The sequence below is a fragment of the Geobacter anodireducens genome (genome assembly GCA_001628815.1).
GTDB lineage: Bacteria > Desulfobacterota > Desulfuromonadia > Geobacterales > Geobacteraceae > Geobacter > Geobacter anodireducens.
The window spans coordinates 1,852,306-1,874,931 of sequence record CP014963.1; the positions used below are offsets into that span (position 1 = coordinate 1,852,306).

Annotated in this window: 14 protein-coding genes, 1 other RNA gene and 2 pseudogenes; all 17 read right to left on the reverse strand. The window is 57.4% G+C overall.

Features of this window, described 5'->3' with window-relative positions:
- Positions 1–61: 61 nt before the first annotated feature.
- The 17 genes and pseudogenes from A2G06_08440 to A2G06_08520 all read right to left on the reverse strand — a co-directional run bounded on the left by A2G06_08440 (position 62) and on the right by A2G06_08520 (position 22,621).
- A complete protein-coding gene (locus A2G06_08440; GenBank protein ANA40319.1) occupies positions 62–673 on the reverse strand; it encodes a hypothetical protein in 612 nt (203 codons plus the stop codon).
- On the reverse strand, positions 670–1,518 hold the full coding sequence (locus tag A2G06_08445; GenBank protein ID ANA40320.1) for a hypothetical protein: 849 nt from the start codon (positions 1,516–1,518) through the stop codon (positions 670–672). The genes A2G06_08440 and A2G06_08445 overlap by 4 nt, the downstream gene beginning before the upstream one ends.
- Complete coding sequence (locus A2G06_08450; protein ANA40321.1) at positions 1,515–2,897, reverse strand: hypothetical protein; 1,383 nt, start codon at positions 2,895–2,897, stop codon at positions 1,515–1,517. Before A2G06_08450 ends, A2G06_08445 begins: the two co-directional genes overlap by 4 nt.
- A gap of 8 nt (positions 2,898–2,905) precedes the next feature.
- Positions 2,906–6,511, reverse strand: a complete 3,606-nt coding sequence (locus A2G06_08455; GenBank protein ANA40322.1) for a hypothetical protein — start codon at positions 6,509–6,511, stop codon at positions 2,906–2,908.
- Positions 6,512–6,514: 3 nt separating this feature from the next.
- Complete coding sequence (locus tag A2G06_08460; protein ID ANA40323.1) at positions 6,515–9,763, reverse strand: helicase; 3,249 nt, start codon at positions 9,761–9,763, stop codon at positions 6,515–6,517.
- On the reverse strand, positions 9,763–9,987 hold the full coding sequence (locus A2G06_08465) for a transcriptional regulator (GenBank protein ID ANA40324.1): 225 nt from the start codon (positions 9,985–9,987) through the stop codon (positions 9,763–9,765). The genes A2G06_08460 and A2G06_08465 overlap by 1 nt, the downstream gene beginning before the upstream one ends.
- A gap of 258 nt (positions 9,988–10,245) precedes the next feature.
- The gene (locus tag A2G06_08470; GenBank protein ANA40325.1) at positions 10,246–10,656 is read right to left on the reverse strand and encodes a hypothetical protein; all 411 of its coding nucleotides are present in this window, start codon (positions 10,654–10,656) and stop codon (positions 10,246–10,248) included.
- Positions 10,649–11,626 (reverse strand): hypothetical protein, encoded by a 978-nt coding sequence (locus A2G06_08475; GenBank protein ANA40326.1) that lies wholly within the window; start codon positions 11,624–11,626, stop codon positions 10,649–10,651. Before A2G06_08475 ends, A2G06_08470 begins: the two co-directional genes overlap by 8 nt.
- 523 nt (positions 11,627–12,149) lie before the next feature.
- Positions 12,150–13,351 (reverse strand): annotated as a pseudogene (locus A2G06_08480) (integrase).
- Positions 13,352–13,530: 179 nt separating this feature from the next.
- Positions 13,531–13,887: a transfer-messenger RNA gene (gene ssrA, locus A2G06_08485) on the reverse strand.
- A gap of 13 nt (positions 13,888–13,900) precedes the next feature.
- On the reverse strand, positions 13,901–14,362 hold the full coding sequence (locus A2G06_08490; protein ID ANA40327.1) for an SsrA-binding protein: 462 nt from the start codon (positions 14,360–14,362) through the stop codon (positions 13,901–13,903).
- Positions 14,363–14,439: 77 nt separating this feature from the next.
- Positions 14,440–15,702 carry a metal-dependent hydrolase gene (locus A2G06_08495; GenBank protein ID ANA40328.1) on the reverse strand — a complete coding sequence of 421 codons (1,263 nt, stop codon included), beginning with the start codon at positions 15,700–15,702 and terminating at the stop codon, positions 14,440–14,442.
- Positions 15,703–15,762: 60 nt separating this feature from the next.
- Entirely contained in the window at positions 15,763–17,421 is a 1,659-nt protein-coding gene (locus tag A2G06_08500) for a glutamate decarboxylase (GenBank protein ANA40329.1), read from the reverse strand.
- 55 nt (positions 17,422–17,476) lie between these two features.
- The gene (locus tag A2G06_08505) at positions 17,477–18,328 is read right to left on the reverse strand and encodes a pantoate--beta-alanine ligase (GenBank protein ANA41636.1); all 852 of its coding nucleotides are present in this window, start codon (positions 18,326–18,328) and stop codon (positions 17,477–17,479) included.
- A gap of 6 nt (positions 18,329–18,334) precedes the next feature.
- Positions 18,335–19,132: pseudogene (locus tag A2G06_08510) on the reverse strand (3-methyl-2-oxobutanoate hydroxymethyltransferase).
- A 242-nt stretch (positions 19,133–19,374) separates the two neighbouring features.
- A complete protein-coding gene (locus A2G06_08515) occupies positions 19,375–21,366 on the reverse strand; it encodes a chemotaxis protein (GenBank protein ID ANA40330.1) in 1,992 nt (663 codons plus the stop codon).
- 163 nt (positions 21,367–21,529) lie between these two features.
- Positions 21,530–22,621, reverse strand: a complete 1,092-nt coding sequence (locus tag A2G06_08520) for a 6-phosphofructokinase (GenBank protein ANA40331.1) — start codon at positions 22,619–22,621, stop codon at positions 21,530–21,532.
- Between the last annotated feature and the right edge of the window lie 5 nt (positions 22,622–22,626).

Here is a 22,626-nt window from a genome sequence, read left to right on the forward strand (position 1 = left end):
CCGCCGCGCCATGAGGTCGAAAAACGCGGGCACGGCTGCTGCACAGAGATGCACCCGGAAATCATAGCTTTGCCAACTCGCCCTTAAGATTTTTCACCGCCTGGATGGCGCTGATCAGTTCGGTTTTGATCTCATGCCGCTCTGTGTTGTAGTGGCTGAAGGCATTGAGTACCAACGGGCGATAGGTTTCGATATCATTTCGGGTTGGCACGGGAATATCGTCCTTGATGACATCCCAAAAATCTTCCGTTGTGTAATCCTTCAGGCGGGATTTGAAGACCACAGCTTTTTTCTTCTTCTCGCAGTGTTTGCGGATCAGCTTTTCGAAAGCGGAACGCGTATAGACAGCCGCCGCCTTGTAGTCGCACTGAGACAGGTGTGTTTCAGCTTTCGAAATGAAGTCTTTATCGTCAACGATCATGGGCGTCTCGGTGCCATCCACACAGGGCTGGGCATAGAACTCCATGGTCTTCCAGTCGGCCTTCTGCTCCAGAAATCCGCGGGCATGCTCGAACCAAGGCTTGTCGTAGGTTGTGATGAAGATCTGGTAATCGGGGAATTCGGTTTCGAGGATAGTCAGCAGCGGCAGGCGGTTGGCGATATCGAGGCCGATAAAGATGTCGTCAAGGAACAGAATTTTGCAGGGGATCCCCTGGACGTGGCGTTTGATCATGCCAGATAAATCGAGATGGCGATTGCCGACAGCCGTGCCTCGTTCAGGAAGAGATGGGGTTTGTCGATCGGTTTGCCGGCATAGGTGAGTTCGACATGAACCTGGTCCCCTTCCAGACCCACGTAATCACCGGTCGGGCGTACCTGGGGAAAGCGCAGACGCAGATCGACATTGTGGCTGAAGTAATCGAGGAACGGTCGGGCATGTTTGAGAATGTATTCGGGGCTTTCAGGCTTGAACAATTCCCCGAATGCTCCGTTAAACGCCTTGATGGCGGCATTGACGACCGCCTTTTTCATATTGATGGGATACTCTTTACCGGTGTCGCGGGCAATAGCCTCTTGAACTTCCGCCCAGAGCTCCCCCAGCTCCTTGCCACCGGTCAGGGAGTATCTGAAGTGCTTGAGCACCCCCTTGACCAACAGGTCGAACAGATTGATGGCCTCGTCTTTTTTCAGATGATGGATGGCCAGCAGGTGCTTGTATGTGAGAAAACTCTTGAGCTTGTTGCCGTCTCGGATGCTGGTATCGCCTGCGGTGCGGGAATCGTTCCTGCCGGCGTTAAACAGATAGGATTTCTTCCGGTTTTGGCCCTGGCTGTCGGGCTTGAAGGTCACCTTGATGGAGGTTTTCCCCTTGTCGGCCGCCAGCACAAAGGCGTTTTCCAGCTCCGCGAGGTCGATATCCTCGATGGAGGCCTGGAAGAAATCCTTCAGAGCGTAATAGAGCGAACTCTTGCCGCTGCCATTCTCGCCGTAGATGAAGAGATTCTTGCCGCCCACGTTGAGCTGGTGAGTGCCGAGAAAGGCCTTGTAGTTGGTGATTTCGATGGCCTGGATTTTCATTCGAGCACCTCCCAACGGCCACCTTTTTTGGGACCGACATAGCGAAGTTTTCCGGCCTTGATCAGTTTGGCGCTGGCCCGTTCAACGGCCCTTATCGACTTCCCGATGGCGTCTGCTACCTCGGCTAGTGTCCGCTGTGGGTCTTCCCGGAATGCCGACAAAACCAAGTCTGGCGTTTTTACCGTCGTTTCTACCGGCGTTTTTACCGTCGTTTCTACCGGCGTTTTCCCGACGCTTTCCCGACGCTTTCCCGACAAAACCTCTCCAACGCCGGTTGCCGCGCGTTGAAACACGATCCGGAACCAGTCCTGATCCGCCTGGATTTCGGGAGGCGCTGTCTGCTGCTCACGGCACATGTCGGCGATGCGCTTGAGGCCGGAGCCGATCTTCTCGACCAAGCCCATGCGGTGCATCATGCCAAATAGCAGCGGATTGCGCGGCAGGCTGACGCTCCCCAATTTTTCGAGAGTCATACCTCCCACCAATCCGCCGGGATTGATGATCTCGACCCGGTCCTGAAAAATGTGCACCTGTAGATCGCCTGGTTTGCGGTAATCGCGATGGGCCATGGCGTTGAGCAGAGCCTCGCGCAAGGCTCCCTCGGGAATTTCGAGCTGTTCCTTGCGCTCCACCCCGATTTCGTAGCGGGTGTTCAGATGGGAAAGAAGATAATTGATCGCGGAACGGTAATTGGACAGCAGGTCGGCGTCGAAAACCTTCTGGTCGAGCACACGGGTCGTGGCGCGCCCCTGGAAGAGCGAGCAGTTTACCGCCGCGCCGGGCACAAACCGTGAGACGTGCCGGGAAAAGAGCAGCGAGCCGGCATAGCTCATGCCGTCCGGCTTGAGCAGGCCGAGGTTGCGCAGGATGGTCTCGGCCGGCAGCGCCGGGGTGATGCGCCCAGCCTCCAGGAAAGCGGCAAATGCCTCTTCGTAAAAATCGTCCGGCCAACGGAAACGGTCATTCGCCTTTTCGTCAAAATAGATCAGCCCTTCGCGGTAGAAAAACTCGCGAATCTCGTCACGGTTCATCTGTTGGCTGCTGGCACCTTCGCGCAGGTAAAACTTGCCGGCAGTGCTGTGCGGCTTGTGGCGGCTCTCCGGCACCCTGACCACCAGAATCCCGGCCACCTCGTCGCACTCGACCATGAGTGGAGGTTCCAGGTTTCTGGCGATGGTCTGGATTTCTGAGCGCAGGGCGTTGAGGTGTTGCAAAGGATGCGGCTGGCCGGAATCGTCAACACCGATGAGGATGCGCCCGCCCAGAGTATTGGCGAAGGCGCAGATCTCCCGGCCGAGATGAGCTGTGCCTGAGCGCTTGAACTCCAACATCGTCCCTTCACCCACGGCAATCAGTGCCTCCAGTTCGCCAGGCGTCATCCTCCCGCTCATCGCTTCAGCGCCTCACGGATAGTGCGAACCACCTCTACGCTGTCGAGAGTTTCCAGGTGGTTGCGCACTGGGTGGCGGGGGTCGTAGAGGCGTTCAAACTCACGATGGATGATGGCGAGCTTTTCTTCTTCATTCATTGGGTCTGTGATGGGGGATAATTCGCCGAGGTGAGATAGGATTTCCTTGCCGGCCGCTTTGATCTCGCTGGGGAAATAGAGTTCATAAACCACGCCGTCGATGAGTTGTTCGAAGTAGGCAATTGCAATTTTATGATGGGCAGTAGAGGCGTTTAATTCCAACAGATAATGAGACAGTTGTGAGATATTTCTCTCATCGGGTTTATTGACTTCCGGGACAGGGAAATTTTCCAAGTATGCCGGTTTGTAGCGGTAATAGCCATTGGCTAAAACACTTCCAGAATTCTTCAGATAAAACCATAAAAGTGTTGAATTCAGAATGGCCAGCCAATATTCGTAGCTCTCCCAGCTACCGTCCTGCTTCAGGTACCCGTAAAGCGTTGTCGTTGTATAGTAGATACCTTCAGGGTCATAGGAAAAGTTTCCCCCAAGGGAGATATCAGGGGCCAAAAGTTTCTTGTTTGATCCAAAATCAATCCCCTGCTTTCTGCCGAACTGGAACCACTCAGTGTTGTCAAAGCGCCCATTTTCTCGCCCTCGAAGAGCAGCTTCACATTCTTTCAAGTAGGCCCAACCTAAAGGGAATTTTTGCTGAATGTGCTTTGCCGACATTAGCCTGGCTTTGCCGTCTTTTTCTGCAAGGAGATAGGGGAATACAACAAGATTGGTCGAATCAAGCGGCTGGTACCGGTGAACCTGATCGCCAAGCAGCAGTGGCTTTACCAAACCATCTTCTATTCGAATTCGTTTGCCCAATTCTAGCGAATCCGCCGTGTAGCAAGTTCCGTTTCTCTCCGCATTTCTCAAAAAATAAACAGAATCTTTGCTTGTTTGGAGTCCAACAAAAATCTTAAGTTTGTGTTTAATAAACCACTCCATTGAAGAAAGGTGGTTCATAACCTTCGCGCTGTTTCCATGCGTTAATATCCATGGTTCACTTCCAAGATTTTCATAGCAATTTTTAGTGAACGAATGGTGCGCGATTTTCCCCAGTTCATTACCAAGGTCAATTTTAGTAGAGGTATCAGGATCGAATTTCATGTAATTCAAGGCATCCACTTTAGTCTTACCAATCCAAACCAAAGACGAGTAGGTGCAGGCTGAAAAAACTTGGTGTGCTCCGAAAGATATTAATCGGATAGCATTCTGTTTTTTTGAAACAAGCGAACGAATCCCCTTGCCAAATGAGGCGTTTACCCATTTATCAGGGTTGATATAATTCAGAACCCCACGTTCATGGATAAGCTCGCAACCTCTCTCCATGAACAACACATAAAGGTCAAACGATCCGGTCGCAGCTTTATATACACGCTTATATGTTTCAGCTATTTCAGGGTTGGCTTGGCGTATACCCTGAATTCTCAGGTACGGCGGATTGCCAATAACGACATCAAACCCACCCTTTTGGTGCCAGACCTCCGAAAAAAACAGGCGAAAATCGAAATTGACCTGATAGCCGAAGGAGTCTTTCGACCCAGCCATCCGCTTGCTAATTTCATCATCAATCTGTGCTTTCAGCTCCGCCTTGCGGTCGTGGTCCGTCTCGGCGAAGAACTTATTTTTCAAAACCTCAACTTTATCTGCCGCCGGACTCTGCCAATTCTCCGGGAACCCAATCAGCGAATCCCCGCGCACAATCTTGTAATCCAGATTCGGCAACGCCTTATCTTCGCGGTAATCTTCCTCATCCACGATCAACGACAGCCACAACCGCAGCCGGGCGATGTCGATGGCCGAAGCGTCGATATCCACGCCGTAAATGGATTCAGCAATGGCATGACGCTTAAGATTGTAGGCGCTCTGGTTATTTCCGCTGTGCGGCGACAAGGCCAGACGGGCGTTCACGATCTCATGCAACAACCCCACCGGGAAGGCACCGGAACCGATGGCCGGGTCGCAGACCTTGATGTCAGCCAGGGCGGCGTCGATCTCCCTGGCGTGGCTTCGCACCGCTTCAGGGAGTTGGAATTTGTAGGTTTCGGTCTCCTTCCCCTTGCTGAGCACCCGCGTGTCGTTCTCAAGCGCCAGATGCCCCTTGCGAATCAGGGTCTCCAAATCCTCCTTCGGCACCTTGATATTCTGGTGCTCGGCGGTCAGCTTCAATTGCCCCTTACGTCCGGTATTTCCGAAAAGGCTAGTCTGCGGCGAATCGACATCCTCGTAGCTGGTGGCGTAACTGTTGAGCCGATTGTCCAGATAATGGATCAGGCTCTCCTGGCACATGTAGTGGACGATCTCACGCGGGGTGTAGAACGCCCCCTTGCTCTTGCGCTCGGTAATCTCCAGCATATTCTCGAAGACCTTGCCGAGCATTTCGGGATCGACGGCGACCTCTTTATCTAAAGGTTCGTCTTCCTTGATGGTGAAGTTGTAGCGGTCAAAGACATCGAGAATGCCGGTGCCGGTATCGCCCGCCTTGGTCTTCTCATCGTTGTTGAACAGGCTGTTGGGAATGTCGATGGTTTCGTTTTGCCAGTCGTATTCGGCCTCGAACAAGCCGCCGTTCAGAAACGGCACCCGGCAGGCGAAGCGCGGGTAGTAGCCGGCATCGTCCTGGTCCTTGCGCTCGCTGGCCAGGGCCTCGTAGAACAGGTATTGGAGAAAATCACGGTAATAATTGCCGCCGGCTTTGGCTACCCGGTCATAGCGTTCGCGCAGGAAACGCTTGGACCCCTCGCCCCACTTCTGACCCTTTGCCGCCCCCAGCCAGCCCTTTTTCTGAAGAAAATATAGAAAGACGATCTGACCGAGCAGCTTCTTGGCAAAGCGGCTAACGGCCTGATCGGTCTCCTCCTCATTGGACTGCATGAAATAGCGCTGTTTTTTCAGGTGCTCGGCCAGCTTCTGGAACAGGGCCTTGTACTGGTCGAAGAATTCGTCGGTGATCTTTTCGATGGAAAAGGCCGCCTCGATCTCCTCGATGCGCGGGTCCGCATAGTCCATCGTCAGCACCGGCAAGAGCTGCTTGCAGGCGGTGTGGCTGTTTTCGTGCACGCCGACCAGATAGGAATAGCGCCGCGCCGGCGTCAGCTCCTGCTTGAGCTTGACCTTCCCCTTGTCGTCCTTGTACGCCTCGTGCTCGATCTTGACGAAGGAGAAGCGCCAGTCGGCCCCGGCATCGTCCTGGGCGTAAAAGGCGATCAACGAGGCCTCTTTTTCGAACTGCTTGAGACGATTGACGGCAAAATTGCGCAGTGCCGAGCGGGCGCGCTCCAGCTTGGATAGGGACTTGACCTCGACCACCAGCAAGTCCAGCTCGTCACCCTCGGGGTCGACGTACTTGCCGATGCGCCAGTACTGGTTGACGTGCTGCTTGAAGGCGTCGGGTATGTAATTGCCGGTGTAGTGTCCGTCCCGCGGCTCGAAATGATTGAGCAGGTTGCGCAGGAAATGCTGATAGCGGTCGGAGTCGAAAGCCTGGGTGAAAAGCTGGTGGATCAGCTGCTGCGCCTGTTTCTTATCCATGAATTACTCCCCGCCTCCCGCAATCTGATACCCGGAAAGGATGATCTCCCTCCGTGCACCGGAAGAGCGCCCCGATTGACGATTGTTTCCTTCATCCACCGAGCGGATATGCTTGCGCAGGATGGCGAGCAGCTCCAGCGGATCGAGGGTCTTCTCGAAAGCCTTCTTGATGGTTTGGGCGATCTTCTTGGCCATCAACCCCTGGGCGATCATCTTGCGCACCCCTTCGAGGAATTCTTCATCGGCGTCGGTGAACTTCTTACAGTTGCGGAACACCTTGTCCTTCAGGCGCTTCTCGATATAGGCGGCATTGGAGCGCCCGCCAGCGGAACCGGCCGGCTCATCGTCCTGAAGGGTGTCCTGGGCAAAGCGTTGCTTGTTGGTCTCCAGCCAGTGGTAATAATCCTTCGGAATCGCTTGCCGGGGCGTCTCGGGAGAACATTCCAGCAGGTTGACCGCCTCGAAGAAGGTGATCTCGGCACTCTCGCCGGCCTGGTTGCAGTAGAATTTTTTCAGCGGACCGATTCGGAAGAAGGTCACCAGTTGGTCAGCAGCGAGGTCGTCCACCCGGCGACCGGACCGGGCTTTTTTCGGCAGACGCTTGATCCTCTCGAACAGCTCCGGCGCTTCGTCGCGCAGCACCCGCATCATCTCCAGATATTTCAGCTCGGAATCCCCCTCCTGCTCCTCACCGGTATAGGCCTGTTTGCGGTTCAAGGTATCGAACAGCTCCTGGCTGCCGATCTCTTCGCCGTCGGAAAGATACTTGGCATCCTCCCCGAGAATGTCGTGGAACATCTGGATCTTGTTGGTGATGTTGGCCTCCAGCCCGAGATGCGAGTCGGCTTGGGTGGTCGGAAAGAAGTTGTAGATGTAGATGTCTGGATGCTCGGTCCCCAGGCGGTTGACCCGCCCGGCCCGCTGCAGCACCCGGGTCGGATTCCAGGGCAGATCATAGTTGATCAGCACGTTGCCCCGATGCAGGTTGATCCCCTCGGAGAGCACATCCGTGGTGATCAGGATGCGCAGCTTGTCGTCGCTTTCCTTCTGGTTGGGATCGAAGGCGGCCTTGATCAGATCACGGGCGAAAGCCGGGTTGTGGGTCACGGCCGGGCTGCCGGCCCGCCCTCCCTGGCTGCTGAAGAACATGACGCGGCCGGGGTAGAGCTGATTGATTCGCTCGAAAAGATAATCGCCGGTCTCCTTCGATTCGGTGAAAACAACCAGACGGCGGTCTTTCAGCACCCGATCCTTGTCGAGCTGAGCACTGAAGGCGTCAAGCTTCGGATCCTGATCGACGCCCTTCCAGAACTTCTCCACTTGGCGAAGGAGCTGCAGGTCGTGCCGAAGGTCAGAAATGAAGTCGCTTCGGAAATCCTCGGAGGGATATTTCTGCGCCTTTTCCTCCTCGACGTAGTGCTCAAGGGCATCGACATCGTCGTTATCGAGCAGGTCGTAAACATCGATGTCCTTGCTGATATAGACCGTCCCGCCATCGTACATGGCGACAAACCGCTCGTAGGATTCGATGAAGCGGCGGACACTCTTGCGGAACGCATAAAAGCTGCTCTCCAGGCGCTTGATCAGAATCCCCTTCATGAACCCGCCGACGTTGCGCTGCTGCTGGCGTTCAAATTCGGAGAGCTGCCTGCTGCCGGTGTAATAAAGCAGGGGGATGTAGCGGGCGTAACGGAATTCGTGAAGCAGGCCGATGGTCTGGTTGAATATGGTCTCCAGGCGTCCTTCAAACTCGTAAACGATCCGGCGCGGGTCCTGCACTTCGGGGAAAAAGAGCCTCTGGTTTTCCGTATCTTTCTTGAAGTAGGTCATGACGTCGGAACGGGTGCGCCGGACCATGACATGTTTGAGGATGCGTTCGCGAATCTCGCGGGAGACCTCCTTGATGGTCTCCTTGTAAGCCGGATCGGTACGGTCCAGCCCTTTGAAGCGCCCTCGCAAGGCAGCAAAAAACCGCTCCAGGTTGGGGATTCCGGGGATGGTGGAATTTTTCGGCGTCTGGAACAGCTTGAGCTGGGCGAAAATGTCGTCGATGGTATTGTTGAGCGGCGTGGCTGTCACCAGAATGACTTTTTTGCCACGGCAGATATCGAGCAGGTCGGCATAGGACCGTGTGGTCTCGTTGCGGAAACGATGCGCTTCATCCACAACCACGTAGTCGAAGCGATCGAGACCGAACCGAATGACCTTTTCCAACTTGCCCAGGGATTCGACCCGGGCCGGCACACGGAAATCGTGGAGACTTTCCTCCCAGTAGCTCTTGAGGACCGGCGGGCAGATGACCAGAATCCGCCCTTTGATCTGCTGCAGCAATTGTGCGGCGATGAAGGTTTTACCCAGACCCACGACGTCGGCGAGGAAGACGCCGTTATGCTCGTTGAGCCTCTTCATGGCCTGCTGCACCGCCTGCTGCTGGTACTGCAGCGACATGAATCCTTCCGGGAGGAATATTTCGATGTTGTCCTGCAGATTGATATCTTCCTGCAGATATTCATAAATGAGCTTCAGATAGAGCTCGTAAGGGGTGATGGAATCATTCAGCCAGGTTTTTTTCAGTACGGCATCGACAAACTCTTCGGAGATATCGACCGACTGCTGCCAGAGCTCCTCAAATTGCGCGAGTGCGAATTCGACATCTCGCCGCTGTCTCAGTTCGACATTGAACTCCCTGTTCGCTACCAGGCCGGAATAAGAGAAATTGCTCGATCCGGTGATGACAAAGCCGTAGTCCCGGTCATCCGGGGCAAACCGACCGATATAAACCTTGGCGTGGATATTTCTGGATGGGAAGGCACGGATTTCAAGCTTCTTGCCATTACCCCCACGGGCAAGGTCGGCACTCGGTTCGGAACTATCGGCCTGCAAAAATTCAATGAATTTTCTCAGGCCTAATTCCAGTCGGTCATCCGGCTCTTCGGCCCGCTCGATCTCCTCGATCAGATTGTCCTGGAACTGGGTCTTGGCACCCTTGTGCGATTCGAAATCGAGAACCGCCTGGGAGCGGTAGGCATCCAGCGCCCGGGAGGATTCCTCGTCGATACCCAGACCGACCAGGATGCGTGTCTTCCCGACAGGTTCGATGCTGTCATGTAGCTGGTAAAAACCGCTGGATCGAAAATACCCTACCAGAACATCGAACAGCCGCGTATCGGCAAGGGTTGCCTTGAAACGATCCAGAAGGGTCTGGTGCTGATCGTTGGTGAAGAAGGTGAGATCCGTATGTTGTCTGGTCATTACTTGTTCCCGCTCATTTCAAGCTTGCCCTGCATTGCCTGGTCCTCACAAAAGCTGGCAAATTGACGCCTCGCCAACTTCGACGGCACCGTCTTCGCATTCTCCCAGCGGTTCACGGTGGCAAAGCTCACCCCCAGGGCATGGGCCAGTTCTTCCTGGGAGAGCCCCAGTTGGCGCCGCACGTCTTTGACCCGTTCCGGAAAGTCCTCGGGTTGTTGGTTCATTCTCAACCTCAGCCGTTTGGGAGTAGGAAGACCTGCGCCGGGCGCGCATCACCCTCTTAAAGCCACTCGGGAATATAACATGTGCTATGCGATGGGCAAAGACGAATGTTGTTGAAATCTTCGGTAAAATTCGCGAACCTGTACCGAAAAGGGGGACCAAAAATCCCAAAGACAATATCAACCTTTATTGATTGTCGTTTTTCCAGACAAGAATTTTCACTTTTTCCAGAGACCGATGGGGCCTGCCGCGCCCCTTCCCTACCCGCCCGTCGGATCAAGCCGCCGGCCGCGTCGGATCTCGTAGGCCATGGAGCGGATGCGCTTGACCTGCTGCGGGGTGACCTTGACCGAAAGGTAATGGTCGACCAGGCCGATGATGTCCTTGGTGTGGATCCGCTTCCCCTCGGCCGCATTGAGGTAGCACTTCAGGATGTAGCGCTCGACCCGGTTCAGCTCCGGCTTCAGAAAAAGCTCCATGCGGCGGGCGTGGGAAAACCCCGAAAGGGCCATGCGCAGGAACCAGGCGGAGCGCCAGATGTAGCTGATCATCCTCAGGGCGGCGAGCTCCTGATCCTGCAGGGGGTTGGCGACGAGTCCCATGCGGTGCATCTTCCAGATCATTTTTTCCGGCACGCCCGCCAGTTGCGCGCCGTTCTTAAAGTCAGTCATGAGTTCCTCCTGTGATCGATTCAAGGGGTGCTTGCTGTTCCCAGGCCAATGATTTTGCCGTGGCCGTGATGGCGACCGCCGGCAATTGCAGATTCGGATAGGCCGATGTCACAAGGGCCAGGAACCGGTTGCGCTCCTGGGCGGTGAGGGAGCGCCAGTAGTCCTCCCTTCGCCTGGCCTGTTGGTCGGCCTCTTTCTTCTCCTTTTGAATAGTCTGCAGATCTCTCCTCTTCTTCTCCCGGAAGGCCATGGCCTTGGCCTGACGCTCCGCGGCCGGCTCATACCAGCCTGGGATGACGAGGGAGGAGCAAAGGGATTGCAGGTATCCGCCGGGATTACCAATCTCCCCGCGATCGCGGCGCCAGGTTTCGGCGGCGACATCGGCGGCCAGTTGCAGCAGCTGCTGGCCGTGCCGGCGCGCCAAGGCCAGCAGCTCCCGATCGGCGAGGCCATCCAGCGGCGTTCCGGCCAACAGCGGGCGGATGGCTTCTGTTGTTGTCTCTTCAATAGCTGGTTCTTTTGTCTGAATCTCTTTGGGTGTCTTTGCCTGCACCACATGGTGTCCGGATCGACACCGGGGAGTAGTTTCCGAAACGACACCACCCCTGGTGTCCTTTTGAACACCAGGGGGGCATGCCTCCAGCTGCTCCTGAAAAATGCTGTGCCAGAGGAAAACGTAGACATTGGAGGAAGGTGCCCCATCATTCCGCCAGCGGCTGACTGTCCGGATCAACCCGAAATCTTCCAGCTCCCGGACGGCGCTGATTGCCCGCCGCCGTTCGACCCCGACCTCCTGAGCGAGAGCACGGTAACTCGGGAAGGCCTCGCCGTTCTCGCCGGCATATTGACAGAGCCGGCCAAAGACCAGTTTTGCCCTGGCGGACAGGTCCCGGCACCTCAGAACCGCGTTGGGGATGAAGCAGCCATTGAACATCCGCCAGGGGTTGTAGATATCCCCGGGTGCCGGCATCTACTCCTCCGTCGATTGCGGACCAGCACCGCCTGCGGAACGATATGTGCCCTCGATGAGTGCCCGGATATCCCTCACGTGCCAGACCGTGGTCCGGGGCCCCAATTTCACTGGCGCTGGAAATCGGCGGCTTTTTACCCCTGCCCACCACGTGCTTTTGGATACAGGGATGATGGGTGGAATCGGCGGATCGGATTTGGGCGAACCGATGATCTGGCTCAGGCGCAGGTAACCGGTTTCCGGGAGCGGATTTCTAGACACTTCATTCCTCCTTGTTGTTCACCTTCGACTGGATGCGGTTTTTCTTGCACTTGTCACAAAGATGGGGGGAGGGGGAAGGAATTCCTGGTCGAAGACGGACACTATGATTCTTGTCCGTCCGAAACGCACCAGGTTTCGGGGGCAGGACGGCACAGGTGGTGCACCGGGGAATGATCGCGGGCAACTCAGGAAAGGACTGTGTTGCGCCCCAGAGGGGAAAGGAAGGGATTATTTTCGGGACGAGCGAAAATCAGGGCTACTCTCAGCCCAGAGACTTTTCTTTCGGAGCCCTCAAATCGTCCAAGTAATCGGCCCAGCTCTGCATCATCTTCTTCCGTTCGGACAGGTGTGCCGTCCGATTGTAGGCACGACCATTCGGGTCGCGCACGGCATGGGCCAACTGGTGTTCGATGAAATCGGGACGGAATTGCAGCACCTCGTCAAGAATGGTGCGCGCCATGGCCCGAAAACCGTGGCCGGTCATCTCGTCTTTGTCATATCCCATGCGCCGCAGGGCGGCATTGACGGCGTTATTGCTCAGAGGCCGCGCATTTGAGCGGGCACTGGGAAACAGGTAGCGACTGGGACTGGTCAGGGCATGAAGCTCACGAAGAATATTGAGGGCCTGAGTCGACAGGGGAACGAGATGTGCCTCCTTCATCTTCATCCGTTCGGCCGGAATGTTCCATTCGGCGGCGTCAAAATCGATTTCGGACCACTCGGCCAGCCGCAATTCACCGGGACGAACAAAGACCAGGGGAGCCAGTTGCATGGCGCTCCTCACCACGAAGGACCCCTGATAACCGTCGATCGCCCGCAAAAGCTCCCCGACCTTGGCCGGCTCGGTAATCGCTGCCAGGTGGGTTTTCTTGGCCGGTGGCAACGCACCCTTCAGATCGGCGGCCGGATCGCGCTCGGCACGGCCGGTGGCGACGGCATAGCGGAAGACCTGCCCGCAGATGGTCTTGACCCGGTGGGCTGTCTCCAGAGCTCCCCGTGCCTCGACGCGACGCAGCACCGCCAGCACGTCCGGCGCCTTGATGTCGCCGATGGGACGACCACCCAGCCAGGGGAAAACGTCCCGCTCCAGGCGACGCAGTGTCGTATCGGCGTGGGTCTGCGCCCAGGTTGGGCTAAACTTGCCGTGCCATTCCCGGGCCACGACTTCAAAGCTGTCCAGTTCCTGAGCGGCCGACTCCTTCTGCGCCTTGCGTACCTCGCCGGATCGATCCCCGCTGCAACCTGCTTCCTGGCCGCCAATCTCTTTTCCCTGGCCTCGCCCAGGCTCACCTCGGGATAGGTTCCGAAGGAGAGAAGCTTCTCCTTCCCGCCGAAACGATACTTGAAGCGCCAGCCTTTTTTCCCGTTCGGCATCACCAGCAAGAAAAGACCGTCGCCGTCAAACAGCTTGAACTGCTTCTCGCGCGGTTTGGCGTTGCGGGCCTTGACATCGGTAAGGGCCATGGGACTTCCTCCATTTTGGGGGTAGAGAAAATAGAATGGGGGTAGAACTGCTCCTTTTCTACCCCCACTACCCCTAGATGTCAATACCCCAAATCGGACCTCTACGGACACAGAACAAACAAAAAACCCGCCTTTTGAGCGGGTTTCCTGACCATCTTGGATTGCGATGGATTTTTAATTGGTGGAGGTGGCGGGAATCGAACCCGCGTCCGAAGATCATACACTGAAGGCGTCTACATGCTTATGCCAGGATTTAATTTAGCCGCCCGACTCTCCCCTGGCAGGGATTTCCGGGAAGCGATTCCACTAAGGTTTCGCCTTGGGGCCGTGGACCCTCCCCTCAACTATCCCACTAAAAATGACGATCCATCTTCACCCGTGGGAGAGGCTCAGCGGATCGGTAGCAGGTTATTAAGCTGCTACAGCGTAGTCGTAATTATCGGCGTGTAATTCGCCCCGGGCTTTTTAACGAGGCCAGCCCGGACCTCGGCATGCAACCATCAGCTTCCTATCCCCGTCGAAACCTGTACACCCCCTTGTAAACTCTGTTCAGTGACTCTTGCTCTTTTCTCTGAGGGCCTGGGCCATCTCCCTCGACTGGTCTTTCTTCTTCATGTCTTCCCGCTTGTCATAGAGCTTCTTGCCCTTGGCAAGTCCCAACTCGACCTTGGCGAGGCCATTCTTGAAGTAGAGGCGCAACGGAACAACCGAGTATCCCTTTTCGCGGATCTTGCCGAAGAGCTTTTCGATCTCTTTCTTATGCATCAGGAGCTTGCGCAGCCTGTCAGGATCGTGGTTCTCCCGGTTGCCGAACGCGTAGGGATTGATGTGGAGATTGTGCAGAAAGATTTCACCATTACGGATCAAGGCAAAGGAGTCGTTGAGGTTTGCCTTGCCGTCGCGCAGGGATTTCACCTCGGTCCCCTTCAGCACCATTCCCGCTTCAAAACGCTCTTCTATGAAGAAATCGTGAAACGCTTTCTTGTTATTGCAGATCAGCTTTTCTCCCATGCAAATGATACTAGCAGATATGGTGAAATCATTGCAAGGAGTAAAAAGGACTGTGATTGTCCGTTACTTGATGGGGTTTAGCGGTGCTCTGGCCGGTCGGTGAATCTGCCGGACAGAATCACATGGATAAGCTCCCCGTTGCCGATAACGGCTTCGTGGAGCCCCTCGCCGGTGCTCTGTGGATCCGGGAGTTTAATGACGAGCAGGTCGGCACGCTTGCCCTTCTCAAGGGACCCTGCCCAGTCGGCAAGAGCGAGTTGTCGCGCCGGACCGAGGGTCGCCATGGCAAGGACCTCCGACGGGGTGAAGACGTCCGGGAAGAGATCGAGGAGGTAGCGCATTTCGTCCCACAGGGAGAGGGAATCGTTGCTGGCCAGCGAGTCGGTGCCCAAGGAAAGAGGAATGCCGAGCTTTTTCAAAAAGGCGACAGGTGCGCGCCCCACGGCAAGCTTCTCATTGCTCCGGGGGCAAAGCACAATGCCGATGCCGCGCTTGGCAAGGGTTTCGGCATCCGACGGCGTAAGATGAACGCAATGGACCGCCGACATGTCGCCACCGAGCACGCCGAGGCCGTCGAGCCAGGCGGTTGCGGTAGCACGTCTCGGGGCGGGGAGGTACGACTCCCACCTGACGTGGGGATAGAGCAGCTCAGCGATATTCCCGGTCGAATCGAAGAAGAAATCACTCTCCTCCCGGGATTCGGCCAGATGGATGATGCGCGGCACGTTGTGTTTTTCCGCAAGCCGGCGGACATCCTGATGGAGCTGTTCGGAAACGGTGTGGGGGGCATGGGGCGAGAGGCCCGGCAGAAAGTCTCCGGCGGGAAAAGAAGCCACGGCAGTGCCAAGCTCCGAGATGAGCTCGGCGCTGCGGACCGGATCGTGGCCGATGGCCTCGAAGAAGAGCCGCCCCGCCAGGCCGGAGCCGGCATACAGAGGGAGGAGCGACCGGTCGGTGAGAATTTCGCCGATGGCCGTGGTCCCCGCTTCAAGGCAGATACGCAGCCCTTCCCGTACGGAAAGTTCCAGTTCCTGCCGCGTCAGGGCCCGGCGGATTTTGATTACCTGGATGATCCAGTCCACGTACGTCCGGGGCGAGTAGTCGATTCCCTTGCGGATTTTCCATGACGGGAAGTGGGTAAGCTCCAGATGGGTATGGGCGTTGACGAGGCCGGGAAGAATGGCGCAGCCCGGAAAGTCGTGAACAGGACAGCCGTACCGGGCGCGGAGCTCGGCGAGCGTGCCCGTATCAACTATCCGGCCATTGTCCACGGCTAGCGCGCCGCCGGCGACGGGGGGCGATGAAATGGGCACAAGGTATGAGGCGGCGTAGAGCTCCATCGGACTGATCCTCGCTTAGTCAATCATCCCGCTCGGCAGCACAAACAGAACGTCATGCTTCTACCATGAGGCGGCTTTTGCCAGACCGGTACAGAGCTCTTCCACCTGCTGCAGCACTGCCTGAATCTCCGGCAATTGCACGAGTTCACACTGCTCCGCCAGTACGGACTCCAGAATCTCGTTGGTTGTCAGCGGGTTGGCCAGGACGACGCGCAACACGGTGAGTTCCCGGTCATGGTGCGCCACATGCAGCCGTGTCCGGGAGACAAAGGTTTTCCCGGCTTCGCGCTGGAATTTCTGCAGCAACTGGCAGACCTGATCGAGGAGCGCATTGATATCGGCGCGTTCCCGGTCCGTCACGTCGTGCAAGGTCTGCTGAACGGCGGCCGGGCAGTAGCGGTACGTGAGGATATTCAGTTCCGGTTCGCTGATCAGTTCGAAATCGGGATGCTGCCTGATCATGTCGGCAAAGGTGCGAGCACGTTCGATCCCCATGTCGATCAGCAGTTCGTACCCTTTGCGTCCAATGATCGAGAAACCGGCATGTACCAGCATCGCCTTCCCCGGCCGTGATCCCTCCAGGGTATGGCTGCCCAGATCCTTGGAACCGTGGCGCAGGATGTAGTTGGCGTGATGCTCGATGGCTGACAGGGCGGTGGGATCCTTGAAGACGACCATTCCCGCCCCCATGGGCACATAGAGCTGCTTGTGCCCGTCAATGGTGACCGAGTCGGCCCGCTCGATACCCTTGAGCAGGGAGCGGTGGCGATCGGAAAAAAGGGTCGGTCCACCCCAGGCGGCGTCCACATGGAAATGACAGCCAAGTTCCTGGGCAAGATCGGCCATCGCCTCCAGAGGGTCCACGTTGCCGGTTTCGGTGGTTCCGGCGATGCCGACCAGCGCCAGCGGGAGCGTGTTCCGGTCTTGGAGGCGCCGGCACTCTTCTCTCAGTGCCTTGAGGTCGATGCGGTTGTTCGCTTCGGTTTTCACCTTGACCAGATCGTCCCGGCCGATGCCGAGCAGGTCGGCCGCCTTTCCCAGGGAGTAGTGCCCCCGTTCGGAGACGAGCACGGCAATGCCGTCCGCGCCGCGATGCTTGAGCGCACGGGCCAGCCCCTCCCGGGCAATGCCGCGAAATGCTCCGTTCGGGGCAAACAGACGGTTGCGTGCCACCCACAGGGCCGTGATATTGGCGATGGTACCGCCGGAGCAGAAGGCACCCAGGGCATGCCGGCTGTTATGAATCCATGATGGGTAGAAGTCTTCGTCGCGGCGATACACCAGATGATGGAGCATGGCGAGGACCTGCCGTTCCATCGGCGTAAAGGCCTTGGATGTCTCCACCTTGACCACGTTCTGGTTGAGGGCGGTCATAAGACGCGCCAGCGGCAGCATGAAGTACGGGAGCGCCGAGGTCATGTGCCCGACGAACGCCGGCGAGGCGGTATGAACCGAGTGGGCGACGAGGTTCTCTTTGACGAATTCGGTGTATTCGGAAACGTAGGTAGGTTCTTCCGGAATGGCGAAGGAGGAAAAATTCGCTTCGATATCTTCCAGATCGCGCTCGATGGCAACGATATGGGTCTGCAGGAAGCCGGTGACATCGCCGGATATGGCCTGATCGATGGCACCGAGGGTCGAATCGGGTGCTTCAGGCACGGTGAAGATCCGGTAGAGGTTCTCAAGGCTGGCACGAGCTGCGTCACGATTTTTCGGCATGGTTCGCTTCATCCTCTGGGCAGGCAGTGGTCAGGCTGCCCGCAGGCACAGACAACTACTGCTCCTCACCCAGAACGCAGTTGTCGATCAGCCTCGTTGTTCCCATCTTCACGGCCAGGGCGAGAAGTGTCTTTTCATTGGCCGTTTCCACCGCCTCAAGGGTTTCACTGTCACGGAAATCAGCATAGTCGATGGCGGCGCCAGGTACTTCGGTGATTATCCGCAGCACCTTTTCGCGCAGGCGCGCGACGCTCCGCTCGCCATGGGTGAACAGGTTTCGTGCGGCGGCAAGGGACCGATTGAGGCAGAGGGCGTTGGTGCGCTCCTGCGGCCCCAGGTAGGCGTTGCGGGAGCTCATTGCCAATCCGTCCGGCTCGCGGATAATGGGCATGCCCACGATGCTCAGATCCATGTTCAGATCCGCAACCATCCGGCGGATTACGGCCAGTTGTTGGAAGTCCTTCTTGCCGAAAAACGCCGTGTGGGGCATGACGATATTGAAGAGCTTGGCCACGACGGTGGTCACCCCGCGGAAGTGTCCCGGACGGCTCGCTCCGCAGAGAGGAAGCGTCACCTTTTCCACATCGACATAGGTCTGGAATCCGGCAGGGTACATGTCATCGGCCCGGGGGGCGAAGATCACGTCCGCCCCGGCCGCTGCGGCAACCTGCCGGTCCCGCTCCAGGTCGCGGGGGTACGTGGTGAAATCCTCGCTGGGGCCGAACTGGGTCGGGTTGACAAAGATGCTCACCACCAGGATGTCCGCGCGGGTGCGCCCCTCGCGCATGAGCGAGGCGTGACCGTCGTGGAGATAGCCCATGGTGGGGACCAGGGCAATGGTTTTCCCCGACCGCCGGGCGTTGCGGGAAAACGCCTGCATGTCGGCAACAGAATCTATGATGCGCATGTCAGTTGAATGAATGCCCCTCGGTGGGAATTCCCCTTTCTTGACTTCGGAGATGTAGGACGCGACCGCGTCGGAAATGAGCGTACGGGCGTCGCCATAGCGTTTGACGAATTTGGGAGAGTATTTCTCGCACAGGCCGAGGATGTCGTGGATGACGAGGACCTGGCCGTCGCAGTGGGGACCGGCACCGATGCCGATGGTGGGAATAGAGAGTTCTGCGGTGATGCGGCCGGCGAGCGTGAGCGGAATCCCTTCCAGGACCACGGCAAAGGCTCCCGCTTCCTGGACCGCGAGGGCGTCTTCCAGCAATCGCTGGGCCTGCTCCTCCTTCTTGCCCTGCACCTTGTAGCCCCCCATCCGGTGAATCGATTGGGGGGTAAGTCCGATGTGGGCCATGACCGGGATGTCCATGTCGGCGATGGCCCTGATGGTGTCCGTCACGTGGGCTCCGCCCTCCAGCTTCACCGCTTCGGCTCCCCCCTCCTTGACCAGGCGTCCGGCGTTGATGCGGGCATCTCGCAGATCGGTCTGGTAGGAGAGAAACGGCATATCCGTAACCACCAGTGCCTTGGGTCTGGCCCGGGTAACGGCGCGGGTGTGATAGAGCATGTCGTCCACGGTAACCGGCAGGGTGTTGTCGTGGCCGGCAAAGACGACGCCGACCGAATCTCCCACCAGGATCATGTCGATGCCGCATTCATCCATGATGCGGGTAAAGGGATAGTCGTAGCTGGTGAGGACGGTTATCTTCTCGCCCGTCGCCTTCATTTTCTGGATATCGAGGATGGTTTTCGCGCGGTTCACCGTGGTTGTCCCCTGTCAAATAACAAATGCGCCACCGGGGTCCGGAGGCGCACGAAAACGACCATGGAAGGGAATGCTCACCCATCCTCGTCGGTGCGGCTATCGCCTTCCGTCCCGGTTCAGTCGTGAATCCAGGCAGTATATCCGTAAAAAAGGATGACGGCTCCACCTGGGTTGCGGGCCGTCATCAGAATACTGCACGAATACTACAAATAACGTGGTTTTGTCCAGAACTATTTAAATCAACTGGCGATCTTCTTCATCAATTCGAGCTCTTTTACCACCTCGCCGCTCTCCTCGCGCCGGACTTCCATGTCCTCGAAGATTCGCGTTACCATCTCGCCGACCGCCTCCACCGATTTCTTGATCTCCGACCCGTCCTCGACCTGCTTGACCGTTGCCCTCACCATCTCCTGGGCCATCTCCTTGATGGTGTCAACGGAGCGGACAATGCTCATGGCGGCATCGGATTGTTCCTTGGAGGCCTTGTAGATCTGCGTGCTCATGCTGCTCACGTTCTCGATGGAGTTGGTGACCAACTGGACGCTGCGCGCCTGCTCCTCGGTGGCGGTCTTGATCTCGTGGGTCATGTCCATGGAGCGGGTGGAGCTCTCGTGAATGACCTGAAGCGACTGCCCCATGATGCCGCCCAACTCGACCCCTCGCTGGACCAAGTCTTTGGAGGCGGTTATGTTCTGGGCCGCGGAGCGGGATTCCCGCATGATTTCCTCGATAATGCCGGTAATCTCCCCGGTGGACTGGCCGGTCTGGAGCGACAGGTTGCGGATCTCGTCGGCCACGACGCCGAAGCTCTTGCCGTACTCTCCCGCCTGGGCCGCGATGATGGACGCGTTCAGTGCCAGGAGGTTGGTTCGCTTGGTGATGTCGTTGATCACGCCGACAATGCTTTCGATCTTGCCGCTGTTCTCGGAAAGGCGCTTCATGGCCTCGAAGGACTGGTCAACCGAACGCTGGATCTCGTCCAGGGCCTGGATGGTCTCATCCACCACGGCCCGGCCGCTGTCGGCCTTTTCCTTGACCGTGCTCGATACCTGGTGCGAGATGGCGGCGCTCTGCTCCACGTTCTTGATGGAAGAGTTCAGCTCCTCCATGGCCGACACCGACTTGTCGATGGACTCCGACAGGTAGTCGATGTTCCGCGTTACCTGCTCAATGGCCACATAGATATTGCTCACGGCGGAACTCGTCTCATCCACCGCCGAGAGAACGCTCTCGGACGCTGAAGCGATGTGGGCGGTGCCGTCGGCCACGGAGTTGACCGCTTCCTTCAGGTTGACCACGTAGCGGGAGTAATGATCGCGGTTCTTGAGCAGATCGGCAAAGGTGGTTTCCAGTTCCGACGTCAGCGTCCCGATAGCCTTGAGCAGGTTGATGCGGACAATCGCCGACGAGGCTTGGTCGGCAAAGAGCTTGATGGTGTCCACGTCCGTATCGTTGAGCGAACGGCGGCTCGAACGGTTGTCCACGGCGAAAACACCGATGGCTTCCCCCTTGACGACGATGGGGCAGATCACGAAGCTTTTGGATCTGAGGGCCCTGATGGCGTCAAAGGGGGGCTGGAGCCGGAAATCCGTCGGATAGGCGCTGATGTCGTCGATCATGTAGAGCTGGCGGTCGGTAAAACACTTGCTGATCACCCCACCCCGTTGATCCAGGGGCAGCGAAACGCCGGCGAGGTTGAAGTCAGAGGTGCCCACGGCTGCCACGAACGAAAGCGAGGCCCGCGCGGCATCCGCCATGAGAATGTTGACCCGCTCGTAGCCGAGAACATCGTGGAGTCCCTCGGCGCACAGCCGCAGGACCTCGTCCACGTCAATGGATTTCTGAATCTTGCTGCTGATCTGGTGAAAATTCTTGATGTTGTTGTCGAGAATCCGATAGCGGTTTTCAAATATTTCCTTTTGCGACGCGACTTCCTGATGCAGCAGGTTCAGTTCGGCGGCGCGCTTGTGCAGTTCGTCGCTCGTCTTTCCGATATGGTGCCCCACCACGGCCAGGACAAGGGCAGTGCCCATTCCCATGTACGTATAGAGGGCTACTTGGTAGGTTGACCGGGTAATATCGGAGAATACCTGCCCCAGGAGGGGCTGGCCGGGGTCGGAAAAGAAAATGAGGCGGATAAAGGTCCAGGCAATGGGAGCGCCGATTCCCAGCGCACAGCCGAGAACCCCGTACAGGCTGCTCCTGTTTTTGAATACAGCACCGGATTCCATGTGGATATCCCTCCATTGTGCGCATTACCCGGCAACGGGCGGCATCGAGCCGGCCATGCCGATGGTTCGGCTCGGATGCATTACGTATTACATCGGCGGTAAAAAGGATTTCTTAAGAAAAAACGAGTGCACTCTATATCGCGGTCCGGTCGATGTCAACTCCCTACCGCCGCCCCACCACGATGCCGAGCTCTTCTGCCGCAGTCACCATCTGGCCGCCGGGGTTCACCAGTTTCAGCTTCCGCACCGCCCTTTCGATGGATACCGATTTGATGTCGCGGCCGCGCAGGCAGACCATCCGTCCATACTGTTCCTGTTCGATGAGCTCTACGGCGGCAACGCCGAAGCGGCTTCCGAGGCAGCGATCAAAGGTAGATGGCGAACCGCCCCGCTGAAGATGGCCCAGGACCATGACGCGAACATCCATGTCGAGACAGTCCCCCAGTTGCCGGGCCACGTATTGGCCGACCCCTCCGAGCCGCTCAATGGTGTTCGTTTCATCGGCCCGTTTCTGCACGACCCGGCTGCCGCCGCGCGGGAACGCCCCCTCAGCCACCACGATGATGCTGAAAGCACTTCCCCGTCTACGCCGCTCGTCGACCGCACGGCAGACCGTGCTGATATCGTAGGGTATCTCGGGAATGAGAATCACGTCCGCGCCGCCGCTGATGCCCGATTCGAGCGCGATCCAGCCGGCATAGCGTCCCATGACCTCCATGATCATGACCCGGTGGTGGCTCTCGGCCGTGGAGTGAAGCTTGTCCAGGGCATCGGTTGCGGTTTCCAGGGCGGTGTTGTAACCGAAGGTGACATCGGTCTCCATCAGATCGTTGTCAATGGTCTTCGGCACGCCCACAACGGGAATTCCTTTGTTCATGAGCTCTAGGGCGATCTTGAGCGAGCCGTCCCCCCCAACTGCCACAAGTGCGTCGATCCCCTGATTTTTGATGTTCGCGACCACCTCGTCCGACACGTCGGTTAAAACGATTTTACCATTCACTTCAACAGGATATGAAAAAGGATTGCCACGGTTCGACGTGCCGAGGATGGTTCCGCCGCGGGGAAGTATCCCGCGTACCTCATTGAGGCCGAGCGGTACGATTCTGTTGTTGTAGAGCAGGCCGTCGAATCCGTCCCTGATACCGACCACTTCCCAGCCGCGCCGGATAATGGAGCTCTTGACAACTCCCCTGATCACCGCATTGAGCCCCGGGCAGTCTCCGCCTCCGGTCAGTATGCCTATTTTACGCGCCATGATTC